Source organism: Pseudomaricurvus albidus (assembly GCF_018863235.1).
In the GTDB taxonomy this organism is placed as follows: domain Bacteria; phylum Pseudomonadota; class Gammaproteobacteria; order Pseudomonadales; family Cellvibrionaceae; genus Pseudomaricurvus; species Pseudomaricurvus albidus.
Window position 1 is genome coordinate 687,432 of sequence record NZ_JAHKRS010000001.1, and the last position, 18,789, is coordinate 706,220.

The following is an 18,789-nucleotide window of genomic DNA, read 5'->3' on the forward strand; positions in this document are numbered from 1 at the left end:
AGGTAAAATAGAAAAACCATGCTTTTCATAATGAGCTATCAAGGAAGGAGTATCCTCGCACTCTAAAACAATCATCCTTCCACCTATTAAGGCCCTTACTTGGTCTATTATCGAAAATATTTCTTGAAGGATTTCTTCTAGGGATATTAGATCGGGCGGGCAATTGTCATTTTTACCTAGCTGGCCAATTAGGTGGCCATTAATTGACGTGGCGTTTTTGTTAAAGCCATCCATTCTTTTTACAGCACTTAGGCTAACATTAAAACTTTCAAGGTCAATATTTTTAGACGCGATTGTAAAGTAAGCTAAGACGTCGCCCTCGAAAGAGGGCTCAGATCCTATTATTAAGTAGGTTCTTGACTTATCTGCTTTTTCAAATCTAATAGCTTTTGCAGGATCGATCAGGAAATCCTGAACATCTTTATTGCGTGGGCATGAAAAAGTAGAAAGAATGGTCAGAGCTTCCTCTTCTCCGACCTCAAAAATTAGGTCTTTAAGTGAGACAACTTCCGTTTCAATAACGCTATACCCTTACTATTATCTCGGGAGCTATTGCGTTTTTTAATGACTACAGGACGAGGTTTGTCCAAGTCTTCACGCAAGCGAGCAAGGGCGGTAGGATCAGACACAACAAAGCGACGATCAAAAGACGTAGTAGCCATACACCCTCCTTTAAAAAATTAATGTAGTATACAAAATAATGTGTAAAGCAATTCTTTTACAGTATATCTAAAAACAGACCTTTGTAATAGATTGGCTTTACCGAAAGTGAGTAAAATTTGTACTTTGTGAGTTCTAAATAAAAGCCTACATTAAGCTAAAATCTATAACCTATTGATTTTATTGATTTTATTGATTTTATTAGTTGTATTTGTTAGTTAAAGGTAGGCCAAGAAGCAGAGGCATCTAAGTAAAACGTACAGTTAAAGTACATTCTATATGTTTAAATGTGTTCCATTGGGGATATAAAGCTACCTAACTCCTTGAAATATAAGGAATATGGGTGAGTGAGGTAGGCCTGTAAAGGATTGAAAATCCCCGTGTCGGTGGTTCGATTCCGCCTCCGGGCACCATCTTTTAGAAGGTCATGCAGCGATGTATGGCCTTTTTTTGTGTCTGAAATTTATGGTCTGGTGATTGGGTTACCGGAGGCAGTATCGAACCCAGGATAAGTCGGTGGTTTCCTGAGGTTGCTGATATAAATGGTGAGGTCAGGTAAACGTGGATGGATAGCCGACTCAAGTGACATAATGTTCATCTGACACTATATATTTTAGAGAAGGGAATATGTCACAAGCACTGAGCTCTTTTGAGCATGGAATAAAAGACGCAGAAGAGCTCCTTGCTCATTTCGACGCGATCAACTGCAATCCACCACCGGCCAATGCTGAGGTGTTAAAACGTGCGGGCTTAGTAATGGCTCTAACTGCGTGGGAAACCTACGTTGAGGACCGCATCACAGAGGCAATGGAGAAGCGCTTAGCCGTTGTGTCAGGAAGTTACGTGGGAGAATTTATTCAGAAGAAATTGCAACTAGAGCTAAAGCAGTTTCATAACCCAACCTCAGACAAAACCAAAAAGATCTTTCAGGATTATCTAGACCTGGACGTAACATCAGCATGGTCATGGGCAAATATGACTCCTGATACAGCACGGAGGTCCTTAAACAAGTGGATTTCCAAACGCGGAGATGCTGTCCATCGCTCGAAGCCGATTAATAACGGATCACCAGCTGCTCATTTGATTAAGAAAGACGAATTGGAAAAGGTAATTCGGTTCTTGAGGGAGTTGGTTCGTGTAACGGATGAGTATCTTGAGACAAATCTCTAACAATTAGCGCTAGTACTCGCCTGATAGTCGACGGAATTTCAAGGTAGTTAGTAGTTTAATAGGATCAGTAAACGGAAAATAACATCATGGATGTGAAAAAGTGGTTTATGTATTCAGCCATTGGAGTGTCTAGCGTACTTTTATGCGGAGTGATTTCAATCGGGTTGTTGAATACAATACGGATAGAGAATGAAAGTCAAATAAGTGTAAAACCAAGCACGAAAGTCCTACCCACTCTAAAACCTGCAACTAAGCAAGAGCCCCTTTCTAATGTCATACATGCTCGTGACCATGTAGTTAATAGGCCCACTCAAGTATCTACTACATCAAACAGTATCCAATCAAAAAGCTCATCGATACAGCCCGTTCGAAAAACTGCTGAAGGCACTCCAGTTTTCACAAATGACTCATTTCCAAAAAAGAAAAAGTCCACAGGAGATTGGAATGTTTATCGTCAGCTAAAAGACACTTGCAACACTTGGACAAATCGCTTTAAGAAAGATGATTCAGAGCGTAACCGTGTCAACATGAATCAATCATGCCGTTATGCTGCTGATTATGCGAAAAACGAGCTTAATATTAATCCCGGTTCTGTTAATCATGCCCCGTATAAATCTAAAACGAAAAGTCAGCCCACTGTAGCGTACATTGGCGGGACTGATTCAGTAAGTAGCTCTCAATGCAGAGCGTGGAAACTTGAAAAAGAAAGAGTTCAGAATCAGCTCCGAGCCGGTTACAGTGAGCCAAGAGGTAATTGGTTAAGGCAGCGTAAAAAAGAGCTTTCAGAGCTTATATATAGAAACTGCTAAATATTTAAAATAAAAGCTACTTAACCAAGATATAATATTTAATGTAGTCCTCTAAATTTTTATATGGAGCGATATTACGTAAAAAATAAATGGGGTCAGATGAAACTCATGGCACTTCCATCATTCTTTTTGAAACATAAATCCGCAGTATAGAATCAGACCCTTTGTTACGGTTAAAAGGATTTAACCATGGCGAGACTTCCTAGTATCAGCCCTTCGGGTATTCCTCAACATATTCTTCAGCGTAGTTAATAACGAAAGTTAAAGCCAAAAGTTAAAATCGAAAGTTAAAACCGACAGGCTTGATTTGCCTCAGAGCAGGACTTTGCGGGCTATGTAAACTGACTGGATGAATATGCACACCTCTCATAAAGAATCTATGAATCTGGGAAATGAATCAGGAGAGTGAATGGAGTCGTATCGGGCTCTATTTCAGTTGCATATAGAGAAATAACAGATTACTGATATACGCTCTGCTCTGAATAAGGGTATGGCGTTCGGTGACTCCCGATTTAAAGATGCAAATGAGGCTCTTCATGGGCGAAGGGTCAGACAGGGTAAAATGGGGCGGTCAGTGATTAATGTGTCATAAGTTTCATCTGACCCACTTTAGATACTACAAAACTGGCCATTCTTGCTTATAGTTTGAGTGTCAGCCAAGAGCAAGTCTAATCTAGAGAGGAGCGAATAGTCATGCAAATAGAAACTCTAAGAGATGTTTTGGTCTGGACACGAAAATTTCATCAGAAGTTGAGTGAGTTATTGTCTGAATCGGTGGACAAGCATTCCGACGAACGGACTCGAATGGTGTTGGAATATTTGGCAGATCATGAGAAGTCTTTGGGGAAGGTGATCAGTGGTTTCGAGAAGTCGGGAGATGAGGACGCTTTAAATACCTGGTTTAACGAATATGTGAATAAATCTCCGATGTTACAAAAAATGTATTCGAATACCCCTTTCGATGATCTGGATTCTACCCAAATTATGGACATTGTCGTTGAACAGCACCAGCAAGCCATCGAACTCTATCGCTATCTCGTCAAACGGGCGGATATCGATTCGGCTCGTGAAATGCTCGAGTCTTTGCTGTCACTGGAAGAGCATGAAATCATGCGTATGACGCAGTCCACTAACCGATTCAGTGATATGTAAGTAAAAGGGGGGAGGGATTAAACTTTAACGGCGCTTACCCAAGCATTAATTACTCCACCGTCATCCACAATCCCTTCGACAGGCTCAGGGTGAACGGGTTTTCTGTTACTCCCCAAATCGTTCACCCTGAGCCCGTCGAAGAGCGTAGACCAAGAGAAAAGGGAGCGGAGGGATTGAATTTCAACCACGTCTGGCTTATCCCGTTTCATATGGTCCAATGCTTTTCACCATCGTCTCTTCAAACTGCTGCCTTAAGCCTTCACCTGGGTAAACGTGGAAGGCTGTTGATTCAAGTGACATAATGCCTCTCTGACACCCTTCCACTGAATTTAATAGATAAGAAGTAATAGAGACGCCATGAAACAAAATCGCTTGAAATCACTGTCACTGAAATGGCGCCTCTTATTAACACAGGGCATTATTCTGTTGCCTTTATTGGCGGCGACCGTTGCAGGGTTCTATCTGGTCAACAATGTCGTCATGAAAGACTTCAAAGATGTCATACACCGCTATCAGGATCAGGTCGAGCCGATCCGGGCGTTGCAGTTGGCAATGCTGCAGGTAGAAATCCCTCTCGAAGAATACCTGATAAGCGGGTCGCTAGAGAGAATGGCCGAGTTCAGGGCTGCCCGGCAAGAGGTAGAGGAAAAGTTTTCCAAATTATTTGTCGAATTTCAGACAGACCCGCAACTCATGCCTCTTCTCGAGGGTGCTCAGACGCAATGGAACCATATTCATCCCGTCGTAACAGATTTATTGGAAGCGAAAGAGCTGGGTGAAAGCCAACGAATCAGCGCGGGGTTAATTCGGTTCGATAGCCTCAGGGGCGTGGCTCATGACAAGTTAGAGGCTGCAGACCGTCTCATTACCGACATCGTTGATGCGGATTTACGGGACGCAACGCTGGCTCTGGAGCGGACCGAGTGGATTGCGGCCATAGCGTTGATCGTGTGTCTGTTCCTGGCCGCCTTTGGCATCTACCTGTTTATCAAGACCATTGTTGACAGTATCGATCGCTTGATTGAGGGCGTTGAGCGCTTTGCTCAGGGCGACAGAAACCATCAGATCGATATCGCTGTTCCGCCGGAACTGAGCAAAGTGGCTGGTGAGTTCAATCAGATGATTGCAATTATCCGCAGTTCCGAGGAGCGCTTGGAGCAGCAGGCTCGAACCGACAAGCTCACCGGCTTGTTGAACCGCATTCCCTACGACGAAATCCTCAGCGATGCCTTCCAGCGTTTTACTCGTTACAACGAAGGCAGTGCCTTGCTGGCACTTGATATCGACCATTTCAAATCCATCAACGACACCTACGGGCATGATGCCGGTGATGAAGTGTTGCGGAAGGTTGCACAAATTCTGCGTGGCCAGACGAGAAGTGTGGATAAAGCGTTCCGTATTGGCGGTGAAGAATTTGCCATTTATCTACCGCAATGCGATGAAGCCGCCACCCGAAATACAGGGGAGCGCGTCCGTCAGGCTGTAGAAGCCATGAAAGTTGTCGTAAATGAACACACTGTAAAAGTGACGATCAGTGTCGGTTATGCGCTTACACGAGCTTCAACAGACACACCCGATAAACTCAAGAAAGCGGCTGATCAGGCGCTATACAAAGCCAAGGAAGATGGCAGAAACAGAGTGGTGGGTTTTGATATCAGCTAGCAACTGATTGATGTGATCGATGGGCATTAAATTATAGGGATCAGATGAAGTTATTGGCGTTTGTCTCCTGACGTGTTGTCCGTCAATAAGCAGTATCCCCACTATTTGCAGACAGCGTCTATAATACTATTTACCCAAATAGAGCCACCCCAACCTTCCAATTAACCGCCACAAAAAATAACAAGAGGCAACTATGGAAAGAGAAGCAAGATGCATGTGCGGCCAGCTTTCGATCAAGGTTCAGGGCGAGCCAAGTGTTTGTCTGGTCTGCAATTGTAATAACTGCCAGCGCCGTACCGGTTCGGTGTTTGGGGTGGGCGCGTATTTTTTACATGACCAGATTGTCGATAAGCAGGGGACGCCTAAAAAATTCCACATTCAATCAGACAGTGGTAATGCGATAGACTCTTTCTTTTGCAGCAATTGTGGCTCGACCTTGTATCTGGAGGCGGAGTTGTTCGCGGGTATGGTCGGGATACCGGTTGGGTGTTTTACCGACCCGGATTTCCCCGAGCCAACCATGTCGGCATGGAATCAATCTAAATATCACTGGGTGAAGCATCCGGAACACTGGATCAATATGCCACAACAAACGCCGGATAATCCCTGATAATTCTTCTACATTCAAACCATCCATATTCTGGTGACGTTGACTGGGATTTATTTTTATTGGATGGTAGTGGTCTACACACTGATAGTGCCGGGGCTTTTCAGGCACCGGCTAATCACATCTGCCTATTTAGGGGAAGCTTCCCATGGACACCAATGTACGCAGGCGTTGGCTGAAAGAGCCACTGTTTCATTTTCTACTGATCGGGGCCTGTCTCTTCGGGCTTTATGCCCTAATCAAACCCGTGGACTTTCGTGATGATAACACCATTGTGGTTGATCAAAATCGCATCGACTACATGAAGGCGCGCTATGAACGCACCTGGAACCGGCAGCCCACAGCGGCAGAACTGGATGCATTGATCGATAACTATATTGTTGAAGAAATCTTATACCGTCAGGCGCTGGCTATGGGGCTGGATAAAAATGATTCTGTTATCCGTCGCCGCATGCAACAGAAAATGGAGTTTTTTACCGCAGATTCAGTGGATTTGCTGAGTCCTTCTGACGCGGATTTGGAAGCCTATTTGCAAGCTCATACCGAGCGATTTATACAACCTTCCGTTTTCAGCTTTGAGCAAATCTATATCAGTACCGACCTGCCTGCTGACACCCGTGATGCACGCATAGCAGAGATTCAGGCGCAATTGGCGGCAGGCAAGCCGGTGCAGGGATCAGCCAGTACTTTGCCGCGGGACTTCAGTGAGTCATCCGCACTGCAGGTCGATCGCCAATTTGGTCAGGGCTTTGCTGATCAGATCGAGCAGCTCCCCCTCAACCAATGGAGCGCGCCGATCCGTTCAGGGCTGGGCTTGCATATCGTCAAGGTTACCCGTCTTCAAAAATCTTACTTGCCACCGTTGGCAGAGATTCGCAGCCAGGTGCAGCGCGAGTGGCAAACAACAAAACGTCGCGAACTGAAAACGGCGATGATCGAGAATCTCAAGGAAAACTACGCAATTGTGATTGAAGCGCAGGACCAAAACACACTGCCCCCCGCTGCGAACAGGAATATCTGACATGCAGAAGTCCTTTCATCGAGTGCATTGGGTTTGGTTGGTTGTGCTGTGTATGCTGGCGCTTGGCAGGTTACACGCTGATGAAATACGTCCCGCCTATTTACAGCTCACTGAAGTCGACACGGATGTGTATCAGGTGTTGTGGAAGGTTCCGGCCCGCACGGGCAATCAGCGCCTGTCATTGGCCGTTGAGTTTGATCCACAGATTAAAGCGCTGTCGGAGCGACAGGGTGGGTTTATTGGTGATGCTCACTTGCAAAACTGGACCGTGCAGGCTGTTGGTGGCTTGCCGGGCAAGTCCATCGCTATCAACGGACAGCGTGAATCCGCCGTCGAAGTGCTGTTGCGTGTCGAGTATCTTGAAGGTGAATCCGTCATCCATCGGCTCACTCCCGATGCCCCAGGTTATGAGATCCCCGAACGACTTGGCACCCTGGGTGTTATGTCTACCTACCTGATACTGGGGGTAGAGCATATCCTTATCGGTATCGATCACCTGTTGTTTGTTCTGGTCCTGCTGATGCTGGTGCAGACTGTGCGCAAACTGGTGTGGACCATCACCGCCTTTACCCTCGCTCACAGTATCACCCTGAGCCTTGCCGCCCTCGACGTTATTCATATTCCGGTGCCTCCGGTGGAAGCCTGTATCGCCCTGAGCATTGTCTTTGTCGCCACGGAAATCATTCGCTCGCAACAAGGTCAGCCGGGTTTGGCGCAACGGCGTCCCTGGCTGGTCGCCTTCACCTTCGGGCTGTTGCATGGTCTGGGGTTTGCCGCCGCATTGGGCGAGATCGGATTGCCACAAACGGCGGTGCCAGCAGCCTTATTGTTTTTCAATATTGGCGTAGAGCTCGGCCAGTTATTGTTTGTAGCGGCTATACTCATAACTCTCTTTTTATTCAGGCGCAGCAAATTGCCTGTGCCAGCGGTTGCCCGGCAGATTCCGGTGTATCTGATTGGCTCTGTTGCTGCGTTCTGGACGATTGAGCGTACAGTCAGTTTCTGGAGTTAATGACTGGCCGTGAAGAACAAACCAGTGAGTCGTAAAACGGTAAATGACAAACCCGCGTTGAGCCGTAGCTGAACAATCTGATCATCAAGGAACGTCAGGAGAAAACAATGACAGTTAATACCCCGGTGACGCCAAAAACATTGATCACCACCATGTCGCTTGCCCTGTGTTTTACCGCAACAGGGCTGCTGACGGCTTGCGGTGGTTCCGACGACGCCAGTGACGCGAAAAAGGTGGCGCCTATCACCAGCGAAGAAGCGGCATCCCCACCGGCTGTATCCTCATCGTCTGAATCCCCAACCACAAACGACGCCATAACACGTAACCCGCTGAAGGATGCGTGGTTCGGTAACTTGCATGTGCACACGTCGTGGTCCTTTGACGGCTACACCAATGGCTCCATTACCGGCCCTGATGATGCGTATCGCTGGGCCAAGGGTGAAGCGATCCCCGGAGGTGGTGATGGCACTGAGTTGCAAATCAAGGTACCGCTGGACTGGTACATTGTGTCGGATCACTCGGAATACCTCGGCACATTGCGGCAAATGGAAAATCCCGAAAGTCCGTTGAGCCAACATCCACTGGCAGCGGATATCACCGGTGATGATCCCGGAAAGGCTTTTGCCGCCTACGGCACGATCAGTGAAGGTATGTACAGTGACCCGCCACAGGTTGATCCAATACTGGGTGATCCGGAACTGGCGAAAACCATCTGGTCGACTGTGGTAGAGATTGCTGACCAGCATTATGAACCCGGCAAGTTCACGACCATGGCGGGCTACGAGTGGACTGCCGCGCCGGACTGGAGAAATATTCACCGGGTGGTCATTTTCAGAAGTACCGCCAATGTGCCGGACGCACCTTTTTCTGCCCTGGACTCAAGCAAACCGGAGGACCTGTGGCAATGGATGGATCAACAGCGCGATGCCGGAAATGAACTGTTGGCGGTGCCCCATAACGGCAATGCCAGTAACGGCATCATGTTTCCCGTGGAGCGTTCTTACGGCGGCAGTGAGCTCAATGCCGAGTATGCGGCCGCCCGCATGCGTAATGAGCCGGTTTACGAGATAACACAGATCAAGGGCACCTCGGAAACTCACCCTACCTTGTTCCCCAATGATGAATTCGGGAATTTCGAGTTGTGGGATTACACGCTGGCTCCCACAGCGACACCGCCGGAAAACAAACTGGGCGGCTATGTGCGTGAGGCATTGATTCGTGGGTTGAAACTGGAGAGTGAAGGTAACGGTAATCCCTTCAAATACGGGTTTATCGGGGATTCCGACACTCATAACTCCGCCTCCTCCATTGAGGAAGACAACTACACCGGTAAATTTGGGTTTGAGAATGATCCCAAACACCGCCTGCAGGGCCCTCCGGGAACACCGCCTGAAGCGGCGCGTCAGGTTCGTCAATTCAGCTCCGGTGGTTTGGCGGGCGTGTGGGCCGAAAGCAACACACGCGAGGAAATTTTTGATGCGATCAGACGTAAGGAAACCTTCGCGACGTCTGGCCCTCGTCTCAAAGTGAGAATGTATGGTGGTTTTGGGCTGGATGACGTGTCACTCAATTCAGAGGCGTGGCTGAAACAGGCCTCTGAGCAGGCCGTGCCAATGGGCGGTAATCTGCCAAATGCGACCGACAACAAGGCGCCGAGCTTCATCGTGCATGCGATCAAGGATGTGAACGGTGCCAACCTTGACCGCATTCAGATCATTAAAGGCTGGGTGGATGAAAACGGTGAGCAACAGTCCAGAATCTATAACGTTGCTCTCGCCGATGGCAGAACCGTCGCGGCCGATGGCAGCGTGCAACCGGTCGGTGATACGGTCAAAGAAGAGGATGCGAGCTACACCAACACCATTGGTGATGCCAAACTGAGTACCGTCTGGACGGATCCTGACTTCGATCCGGCCATGCCCGCACTCTATTATGCCCGCGTCTTACAAATCCCAACCCCTCGCTGGTCCACGTATGATGCGGCCAGAACCGGCCTGCCAAGACCTGAAGACCTGCCTGTCAGCATTCAGGAGCGCGCCTGGACCTCACCGATCTGGTACACGCCATAAGCTGGTCAATTGATTCTGATTATGGTGTTCAAACCAATGGGGGGAGATAAACATTATGCCGTTTATCTCCCCCCTGTTTATTCCAACCCAATAAGTTATACCCATCCCCAAGACCCAAGATCGCATCCAAAAGACCCAATAGTCCGTACTTAATAACCGATAACGGCATTAAAAGACTCGACCACGGGTGGTAAACACTCGACGTGGGATAATAACGTCTCGACCGCGGAGTAAAATCACTCGGCCGTGGGTATCAACGTCTCGATGCCTGAGCAAAATCACTCGATGTTGGAGCGGCGAGATCCTCGCGCAGAGGTTCGGTGTCGAGTAATTGAGAGCCAGCGGCGAGAGGATTCGCGTCAGCAAAATAATTGGGTTAGGTTTAAGGTTCTGATCGTGCTTTATAGCGTTAGTGTTCAGCGAATATTGTCTGTTGACTTAAGGAGTCACCATGAAAAACCTGTTTCTCACCCTCCTGGTCTTGTCTTTGAGCGGCTGTCTGGGAATGCCCGAAAGCGTCAAACCGGTCAGCCAATTTGAACTCGATCGCTATTTGGGAAAATGGTACGAGATTGCTCGGCTGGATCACTCCTTTGAACGAGGCCTCAGTCGGGTAACCGCCGAATACAGTGTGCGAGATGATGGCGGGGTGAGGGTGGTCAACCGGGGCTTTTCCGCTGAAGAGCAAGCGTGGGATGAGGCAGAGGGCAAGGCCTATTTTGTCGACAAGGACTCGGAGGGGTATCTCAAGGTATCATTTTTTGGGCCTTTTTACGGTTCCTATGTTGTTTTTGAATTGGAGCGTGAGAATTACAGCTACGCGTTTGTCTCCGGCCCCAATAACGATTACCTCTGGTTTTTGTCCCGCACACCAACGGTCAGCCCTGACGTGATTACCAAGTTTGAGACGATGGCCAAAGCGCGTGGTTTTGATACCCGCGAGTTAATCTACGTTGATCAAAAATAAGCGAGGACGTCACGAATACGTTAAAGGCATAAAAAGCATAAGCCGAAATCAGAGTGGCTGTTAATGACTTAAATGACCCATAAATTGTCAAGAAATGACCTGCAGTAATGGCCTCTGAGCACCTACTATTAGGTTCCGGTACCAATACATCGTATCGGGCATAACTAAAATAAAAATCACAACAGAGAGGCTGCGAATGCCCCAAATCACTTTTATTGAATTCAGCGACATCTCCCACTGTGTCGAGGCGGAAACCGGGAAGAGCCTGATGCAGGCTGCTGTGGATAACGGCATTCCCGGCATCGATGCCGACTGTGGTGGTAGCTGTGCGTGCGGCACCTGCCATGTGATCATCGACGAAGCCTGGAGGGCAAGGCTGCCCGAGCCGGAAGAGGACGAAGTGGCGATGATCGACATGAATCCCGAGCCACAGCCGGGTTCTCGTTTGTCCTGCCAGTTATGCGTTACTGAAGATCTGAACGGGCTGGTTGTCCGCTTGCCTGAGTTTCAAATGTGATGTCGCTGTTTCAAGGAGAAGAATAATGAACGCCCCAGTTACCCTTTCCTCAGCGATTGAACCAATCCCTGAGGCCCATACCATTCCTCTCGATCAACTGGATGTCAGTGATCCGCGCCTGCTGGAGCAGAATATCTGGCCCGAGTATTTTAAGCGCCTGCGTGATGAATCCCCCATTCATTATCTGCCCGACAGTCCGTTTGGTGCTTACTGGTCCATCACCCGTTTTGAAGACATCAAGTTTGTCGACAGTAACTGGAAGCTGTTTTCTTCCGAGCCGGTGATCGTGATTGGTGACCGACCCGAAGAGATGGCGCTGGACATGTTTATCGCCATGGACCCGCCCAAGCACGATCAACAACGCAAAGCAGTGCAGAGTGTGGTGGCACCGGCCAATCTCGCGCAGATGGAAGATCTGATTCGTCAGCGAGTGGGAAGCATTCTGGATGGTCTGCCCATTGGAGAAACCTTCAACTGGGTGGAGCACGTATCCGTAGAACTCACCTCACAAATGCTGGCGACATTGTTTGGCTTTCCCTTGGAGGAGCGTCACAAGCTGATTTACTGGTCCGACATGGCAACCGCCGTTCCGGAAATGACCGGCGGCATCTGCGATCCGGAAGAAAGAATGAATGCCATGGGCGATTGTGCCAGAAGGTTTTCCGAACTCTGGCATCAACGGGCCGCCGAGCGCGCCGACGGCCTGCCACCGGGTTTCGATTTGATTCACTTGCTGCAAAGCAACGAAGACACCAAAGACCTGATCGAGCGTCCAAAAGAATTTCTCGGCAATCTGATTTTGTTAATTGTCGGCGGCAATGACACCACCCGCAATTCCATTTCCGGTGGTGTCCATGCGCTTAACCAGTTCCCCGCGGAATACGACAAGCTGAGAAACAACCACGATCTGATTCCCAACATGGTGTCCGAAATTATCCGCTGGCAAACCCCGCTGGCGCATATGCGTCGTGTGGCCACCGAAGATGTGGACATGCACGGACACACCATTCGCAAGGGTGACAAGGTGGTGATGTGGTATTTGTCGGGCAACCGTGACGAGCGGGTGATTGATCAGGCGGATCAGTTTTTGATTGACCGCGCCAACGCGCGTCAGCATCTGGCTTTCGGTTTTGGTATTCACCGCTGCATGGGAAACCGCCTGGCGGAAATGCAGTTGCGGATTTTATGGGAAGAGATCATGCAGCGCTTTCACTGGATTGAAGTGGTGGGTGAGCCCAGCTATGTTCGCTCGAATTTTGTCAAAGGGTTTACCTCGCTGCCTGTCAGGATTCATCCAAAATAACGGCGCGCCCATCACGGTAGTTGTTTGTCAAATTCCTGCTCACCGTGAATGCACAGGCGGCTCTTGTCTCTGATGGTTTGCAGTTGGAGTCATTGACAGCGCGGCTCTCACTTTGAATAATCCCAAGAAAGTTCTATTTTGGAACTGTCAATTCAAATTTGAGGCCGTCACCCATGAGTCACGATCTACCCAAGAGCGATGTAGCCGAACACAAGCCCCACGTTTTTGATCAGGCCATTGCTTTACATGCCACGTCTGACGAGGGGCACTATCAGGGTTATATTCCTGCAGCCTATTTCAATATGGTGGGGCCATTCGGTGGTGTGATTGCTTCCACGTTGCTGAATGGGGTGTTGTCACACCCTCAGCATGAGGGTGAGCCGGTATCAATGACGGTGAATTTTGCCGGTCCCATTGCCGATGCCGATTTTGAGGTAACGGCAACTCTGATACGGCAGAACCGGTCATCCCAGCACTGGACGGTGCAATTGGCGCAGGAGGGCGCAATTGCCATTTCCGCGTTGGTACTCATGGCCATTCGGCGTGAGACCTGGGAGGGCAGTGATCTGACCATGCCTGCCGGTTTGCCCAGTGCCGAGAGTCTGCCTTCGTTTGATACCCGTCAGCTGCCGCCCTGGTTTCATAATTATGACTTTCGCTATATTGAGGGTGGTCTGGAGTTGGTAGCGGGGATGAAAGCGCAAGAGAATGCGAGAACCCGTTTGTGGATTCAGGATAAGCCGGCTCGCCCGCTGGACTTTTTGTCGTTGATGGCTTTGAGCGATTGTTTTTTCCCCCGAGTGTTTCTGCGGCGCGGACAGATGATGCCTGCCGGAACCGTCTCCATGACCACCTATTTTCATGCAGGCCGTGATCAGTTGGCAGAGGCCGGCCTTCAGCCGTTGTTTGCGGAGGCCAGAGCGCAGCGTTATTCCCGCAATTACTTTGATCAGGTTGGCGAGTTGTGGAGTCAGAGTGGTGAGCTGTTGGCGACTACCCAGCAGATTGTGTATTTCAAAGGTTAATCCTCAACAGCAGATTCCGTTGAATTTGGCACAACCTTATTCATGAACCAGCGCACTTTTTAATCGTTTTCCATGGCGAATAGTTGGCAGGGTCGACAAAACAAAATCTGTTTGTTTGACATGCAATTGGCCAGCTGTTGCCATCGATCTTTGGACGACAAGAACCCTATCCAAAGTGGAGTGAACGATGAGAAAAACAGCAACCGGATTAACCCTGATGGCCACCGTGTTGGCGGCATCGGCCGCCAGTGCCGAAGGAACCTGGCAGTATTCGTCAGGCTTTGATTACAGTCGTGGTGATTACGGCGGTGATCCGGTAGAGACCAAGATTTCCGCAATTCCATTTACCGCGAGTTACAAAACCACTAACTGGACCTTCAAGGGATCGACCTCCTGGTTGGAAATTGAAGGTGATGGTACGGTCATTGGTGGTGGTGATGGAGGCATCGTGCTCGGCAATGAAGAGCGGGGTAAGAGTAATGGCCGCGGCAATGGCAATTCCGGGGGAAGCGATACTGAAACGACCGAGGAGCAGCGAGTCTCCAGTACCGAGTCCGGTATGGGGGATGTCTGGTTGTCTGCCACCTATGCCGTGCCGCCACTGCCAACCGAACTGGGCTATCTGGATCTGACCGGTAAAGTGAAATTACCCACCGCCGATGAAGATGACGGTCTCGGTACCGGAGAAATCGATTACACCCTGCAGGCCGACTACTTCAAACCACTCGGCAAGTTTACGCCCTATGCCACACTGGCCTATAAAATCAAAGGCGATCCATCGGGTGTGGATTTGAAAAATGTTTTCTATAGCTCGGTTGGTAGTGGTTACCGTGTCTCGGAAGAGGCGAATGTCGGTCTGTCTCTGGACTATCAGCAAGCCGCAACAACCTATGGTGACGATTCACTGGAACTGTTTGGTTATTGGACACAAAAACTCAGCGCGCAATGGTCGGCAACCTTTTATGCCTACCTCGGCCTTGCGGATGGCAGTCCGGATCAGGGGCTGGGGCTGCAACTCAGTTACAGACCCTAACTGCACCCAGTGTTTCATTCACTCAGTACTTTTCTCACTCAGTACCTTGCTCGCTCAGTAATTTAAAAAGGCTCCGTGTGAGCCTTTGTTGTTTTTGCGATCCCGGTACACAACGGTTTGTGCGCTTATTCACGAATGATCCAAGTTGAAGTGGATGCCACCGTTTTGGTGTGTGTATGGTTATAAAGAGTTATCTCTCCACACAGTAAATAACAGGAGTCTGGAAATGAAATTAAACAAAATGGCACAAGGGGTTTTGCTGCTCAGCCTGGGGTTACCTGCCTGGACAACGGCGATGGCACAGGAGTCTGTTGTGACTCCGGACGAACCTGTTGAAGAGGTGGAGCAGGTCGTCACGGATGAAACCGGTGACGTTGTTGAAGGTGCAGTTGACGATGCCGTAGACGTAGAAGATGCAGAAGCGCTGCAAGTTTCCGAGAAGGCCGTCAGCCAGGTTGCGAAAGCTTTTGAAGAAACCTACGGTGAAGAAAACACGCAGGAGCTGATCGAGTCCTTGCGTACCGGCAGCTACCAGCTGGACGATGGCGATCCGGAAACCGAGATCCTGACTTCAGAGCCCATGGGCTATGGCGAAATCACTCTCGCTCTGGGCATGGCGGGTGGTGATCTTGCCGAATTGGACAATGTGCTGGGCTTGCGTGCTGAAGGACAAGGCTGGGGCGAGATTGCCAAGCAATATGACACCACGGTCGGTGCTCTGGTCAGTGGTTTGAAAGGCAATTCCCGTGCGCTTGCGGTTAACACCGCCACTGTCGAAAAACGTGGAGGTCCAGAGACCAGAGGCAACCGTCCTGACAAGGCTGACCGTCCCGTAAATGCCGGTCGTCCGGAAGTGTCAGGTCGTCCTGATGGTGTTGGCCGTCCCGAAGGTATTGGCCGCCCTGAAGGCGTGGGCCGTCCTGAGGGTGTAGGACGGCCCGAAGGTGTCGGTCGTCCGGAAAGACCAGGACGCGGTTAATCTGAATTTTTATCCCTTTTCATGGTTACCTCTCTGAACCTCTAGACTTGTAGGATTCTTCCCTTCGGCCCTGCCATCCAGCAGGGCCTTTTTTATCTCTGGACTGTCAATTTTATTTACAGTTTTTCATGCTGCTTGAAAAATCGTTGGCTGATGCCGGCTAATTTTCCAACTATGGCAATATGTTTAATCATGTTGATTCTGTTTGTTTATAAACAATCAGAAAAAAATATATGTCATTGGGTTTTAAAGCCCGCAGGGATTAACCAGCACGGGTAAGGGTGGAAACTAGTACTATGGTCTGAAATTTGCGTTGTTAAACTCTGTTCAATGATTTATGCCCAAAAAGACTTTGCTGCTCTCTTTTTAGCGGTGTCATGGGCATTTTTTTTAAACCCTGATTACAAACTGAAGAAACAGAGTGCCCACTCATGAACAGAATTAACGTCAACCAAAAAAGGTTAAAAGCCCTGTGCCTGGGTTTTCTGATGCTTGGATCCTGGTACACCGGTTCAGCCTCGGCAGGCATTATCATTGATTCCATCACCGCAAATTTTTCGTCCGGTGCATTTTTCAAGCTTGAATTTGACGATACCGAGTATGGCCCACTACCGTACGGCCCGGACAATATTTATCTCAGTGGTGTGACGGGTATTACGACAGGTTTTACGACTCCAGGTGCCGGAGACATCAATGTCACCATGAGTGATTTCCAGAGCGGTTATATTGGTGCGTATATCAATGAGCTCGGCGTGGTATCCATTACCAGTTTCTTTCTGACTTTCGCCCGGGGTGACTTGAGTTCTGTCTATGATTACTTTCTGGATATCACTCCTCAGGATATGTATCTGGATTATTGTCCCTATTCACCTACTGGCGCTTGCAATAAACAGAATGCGGTCTGGACCTCATTGACGGGAGGCCCTGTGGGTTCAGCTTATTCGATTGTTTCCAGAGAGGCTCCTCCGTCGGATGTCCCCGAGCCCATAACGCTATCCATTTTGTTATTGGGATTATTGGGCATCTTTGCCTCAAGAAAAATCCGAAAGCCGGAAGCTGCAAAAGCCATCTCAGCCTGAACCTTTGACGACTAATCCTTGAATTCTACGGCGGGTGTTTCAAGCAGTAGAAACTCCAGCGCATCGTGCAGGCGATCCGTCGCTTGCCAGATTTCCCGATTGATGTTGAGCAGGGTGGAGAGGTCACCACCGGATGTGTGGTGTCTGGTTCCCTCTTCGATAATCAGATTGTGCAGATGTTCGTGCATGAGGGTGTTGTTGCGCTCGAATTGTTGCAGGCATTCCTGTACATAGTGGCTGTCGTGGTTGCCCGATCGCAGTGGCAGGACAGGGCGATACAGCTTGTCTAGCTCATGCTGAAAGTGCTGTTGAAAGGGGCCGAACTCTCCCTGCTCAAGATTCTCCAGATCTTCACGTAACCCTTTGATGCTGCGCACACTGAGTACGGCTTCCCGCGCGCAGCCAATCCAGCGATTGAGACGATGGGTTTGCTCCGTCTCCAGCGGGGATTGTTGCAGTTCTCCGGCGCGGGTCAGCAGTCGGCTCTCTGTGGTTTTCAGGGCTTCGTAGCGGCTGGCAAATTCATCATCCGACAGTTCTTCTTCCTCGTCCTGTTCGCTGAAGGGCAGCGACAACCTGTTCAACTCAATGGCATCCCCCACCAGTAGATGGGAAGTATGGCGTAATGCCGCCAGAGCCACCTCCGGTTCTTTGACGGATACCTCGGCGAGATCCGGGTAGCGTGATTCCTCGTCGTCCTGAAAAAAGTTGCCAATCCAGCGAGTGAAGGGATGGATAAAAGGGATAAACAAGGACAACCCAATCAGATTAAACAGACTGTGAAAAGCCACCAGGCTGAACAGTGGATCGTGCAGGCCGAGTGCACTGAGGATTTGCGGCAGTATGGGCAGTAACAGAATAAAAGCCAGCATATCCACCACGAGGTTGAACGTAATGTGAGCGAGGGCCAGCTGTTTTTTGATGTTCGAACCGCGAATGCTGGCCAGCACGCTGGTGCTGGTGGTGCCAAGGTCGGCGCCGATAATCAAGGCGGCAGCGGCAGGCAGCTCCAGCAAACCGCTGTGAAGAGCCGTGAGGGCGACCATCATAGTCGCCGAGCTGGATTGAATCAGCGCGGTTAACACCGTACCCAGCAGCAAGAAGCCCAGTGGCGACCAGTTCGCCAGTTGATCCATCGGCAGAGTGGCTGGCAGGTACTCCACGGCGGCTTTCATCTGTCCTAAGCCAAACAGCAGCAAGCCAATACCCAGTAGCGCGGTAAATCCATTTTGCGTTTGGCGATTCGCCGGATAGAAAATCAGACCCAGGCAGGCGATGCCCATCAGTGGAATCGACAGACTGTCGAGGGAGAGTTTGAAACCCAGCAGGGTCACCAGCCAGCCGGTCAGTGTGGTGCCGAGGTTGGCGCCGAGAATCACACCAATACCATTCACTAACGGAATCAGGCCGGCGGCAGCCAGCGCCTGAACCATCAGGCTGACCATCGAACTGCTTTGTAACAGTGCCGTGGTAATCACACCCAGTGCGACACTTTTCCAGGCATGCAGCTGGCTGTCTGCGTCAGTGGATTTGAGTTGTGGGCCAGGTTCGAACAGCTGCTGCAGGCGGGTTCTGCCCAATTGCCGCAGAGCATTTTCCAACTGACTGATGCCGTAGAGAAAAATCCCCAGGCCCACTAACAGATTAAATAACGCCATGGTGATGGAGGGTCCGGGATTTATAGCTATGACTGCATAAGAACGAAGGCTTGGAGTGCGAGGCGT

The 18,789-nt window shown here is 49.6% G+C and carries 16 protein-coding genes; 15 read left to right on the plus strand and 1 reads right to left on the minus strand.

What is annotated here, in order from left to right:
• Positions 1 to 1,287 precede the first annotated feature (1,287 nt).
• The 15 genes from KOI40_RS03105 to KOI40_RS03175 all read left to right on the plus strand — a co-directional run bounded on the left by KOI40_RS03105 (position 1,288) and on the right by KOI40_RS03175 (position 17,065).
• The gene (locus KOI40_RS03105) at positions 1,288 to 1,830 is read left to right on the plus strand and encodes a HEPN domain-containing protein (protein WP_216095966.1); all 543 of its coding nucleotides are present in this window, start codon (positions 1,288 to 1,290) and stop codon (positions 1,828 to 1,830) included.
• Positions 1,831 to 1,916: 86 nt separating this feature from the next.
• Positions 1,917 to 2,639 carry a hypothetical protein gene (locus tag KOI40_RS03110; RefSeq protein ID WP_216095967.1) on the plus strand — a complete coding sequence of 241 codons (723 nt, stop codon included), beginning with the start codon at positions 1,917 to 1,919 and terminating at the stop codon, positions 2,637 to 2,639.
• A gap of 693 nt (positions 2,640 to 3,332) precedes the next feature.
• Positions 3,333 to 3,791, plus strand: a complete 459-nt coding sequence (locus tag KOI40_RS03115) for an ATPase (protein ID WP_216095968.1) — start codon at positions 3,333 to 3,335, stop codon at positions 3,789 to 3,791.
• Positions 3,792 to 4,148: 357 nt separating this feature from the next.
• Positions 4,149 to 5,453 carry a diguanylate cyclase gene (locus KOI40_RS03120; protein ID WP_216095969.1) on the plus strand — a complete coding sequence of 435 codons (1,305 nt, stop codon included), beginning with the start codon at positions 4,149 to 4,151 and terminating at the stop codon, positions 5,451 to 5,453.
• A gap of 193 nt (positions 5,454 to 5,646) precedes the next feature.
• Positions 5,647 to 6,063 carry a GFA family protein gene (locus KOI40_RS03125; protein WP_216095970.1) on the plus strand — a complete coding sequence of 139 codons (417 nt, stop codon included), beginning with the start codon at positions 5,647 to 5,649 and terminating at the stop codon, positions 6,061 to 6,063.
• A gap of 145 nt (positions 6,064 to 6,208) precedes the next feature.
• Complete coding sequence (locus tag KOI40_RS03130; RefSeq protein ID WP_216095971.1) at positions 6,209 to 7,081, plus strand: peptidylprolyl isomerase; 873 nt, start codon at positions 6,209 to 6,211, stop codon at positions 7,079 to 7,081.
• A gap of 1 nt (position 7,082) precedes the next feature.
• Positions 7,083 to 8,093, plus strand: a complete 1,011-nt coding sequence (locus KOI40_RS03135) for a HupE/UreJ family protein (protein WP_216095972.1) — start codon at positions 7,083 to 7,085, stop codon at positions 8,091 to 8,093.
• A 107-nt stretch (positions 8,094 to 8,200) separates the two neighbouring features.
• Positions 8,201 to 10,162: a DUF3604 domain-containing protein gene (locus KOI40_RS03140; RefSeq protein WP_216095973.1), complete on the plus strand. Its 1,962-nt coding sequence runs from the start codon at positions 8,201 to 8,203 to the stop codon at positions 10,160 to 10,162.
• Between the two features lie 451 nt (positions 10,163 to 10,613).
• The gene (locus KOI40_RS03145; RefSeq protein WP_216095974.1) at positions 10,614 to 11,129 is read left to right on the plus strand and encodes a lipocalin family protein; all 516 of its coding nucleotides are present in this window, start codon (positions 10,614 to 10,616) and stop codon (positions 11,127 to 11,129) included.
• A 196-nt stretch (positions 11,130 to 11,325) separates the two neighbouring features.
• Positions 11,326 to 11,646, plus strand: coding sequence for a 2Fe-2S iron-sulfur cluster-binding protein (locus KOI40_RS03150; RefSeq protein ID WP_216095975.1), 321 nt, complete (start codon positions 11,326 to 11,328; stop codon positions 11,644 to 11,646).
• 25 nt (positions 11,647 to 11,671) lie between these two features.
• Complete coding sequence (locus tag KOI40_RS03155) at positions 11,672 to 12,949, plus strand: cytochrome P450 (protein ID WP_216095976.1); 1,278 nt, start codon at positions 11,672 to 11,674, stop codon at positions 12,947 to 12,949.
• A 173-nt stretch (positions 12,950 to 13,122) separates the two neighbouring features.
• Positions 13,123 to 13,974: an acyl-CoA thioesterase gene (locus KOI40_RS03160; RefSeq protein ID WP_216095977.1), complete on the plus strand. Its 852-nt coding sequence runs from the start codon at positions 13,123 to 13,125 to the stop codon at positions 13,972 to 13,974.
• 187 nt (positions 13,975 to 14,161) lie between these two features.
• Positions 14,162 to 15,007 (plus strand): transporter family protein, encoded by an 846-nt coding sequence (locus tag KOI40_RS03165; RefSeq protein ID WP_216095978.1) that lies wholly within the window; start codon positions 14,162 to 14,164, stop codon positions 15,005 to 15,007.
• 226 nt (positions 15,008 to 15,233) lie between these two features.
• Positions 15,234 to 15,986, plus strand: coding sequence for a hypothetical protein (locus KOI40_RS03170; RefSeq protein WP_216095979.1), 753 nt, complete (start codon positions 15,234 to 15,236; stop codon positions 15,984 to 15,986).
• Positions 15,987 to 16,417: 431 nt separating this feature from the next.
• Positions 16,418 to 17,065, plus strand: coding sequence for a PEP-CTERM sorting domain-containing protein (locus tag KOI40_RS03175; protein WP_216095980.1), 648 nt, complete (start codon positions 16,418 to 16,420; stop codon positions 17,063 to 17,065).
• 11 nt (positions 17,066 to 17,076) lie between these two features.
• Here the strand turns inward: KOI40_RS03175 and KOI40_RS03180 are convergent, their stop codons facing one another.
• Positions 17,077 to 18,723, minus strand: coding sequence for a Na/Pi cotransporter family protein (locus tag KOI40_RS03180; protein ID WP_216095981.1), 1,647 nt, complete (start codon positions 18,721 to 18,723; stop codon positions 17,077 to 17,079).
• Positions 18,724 to 18,789 lie beyond the last annotated feature (66 nt).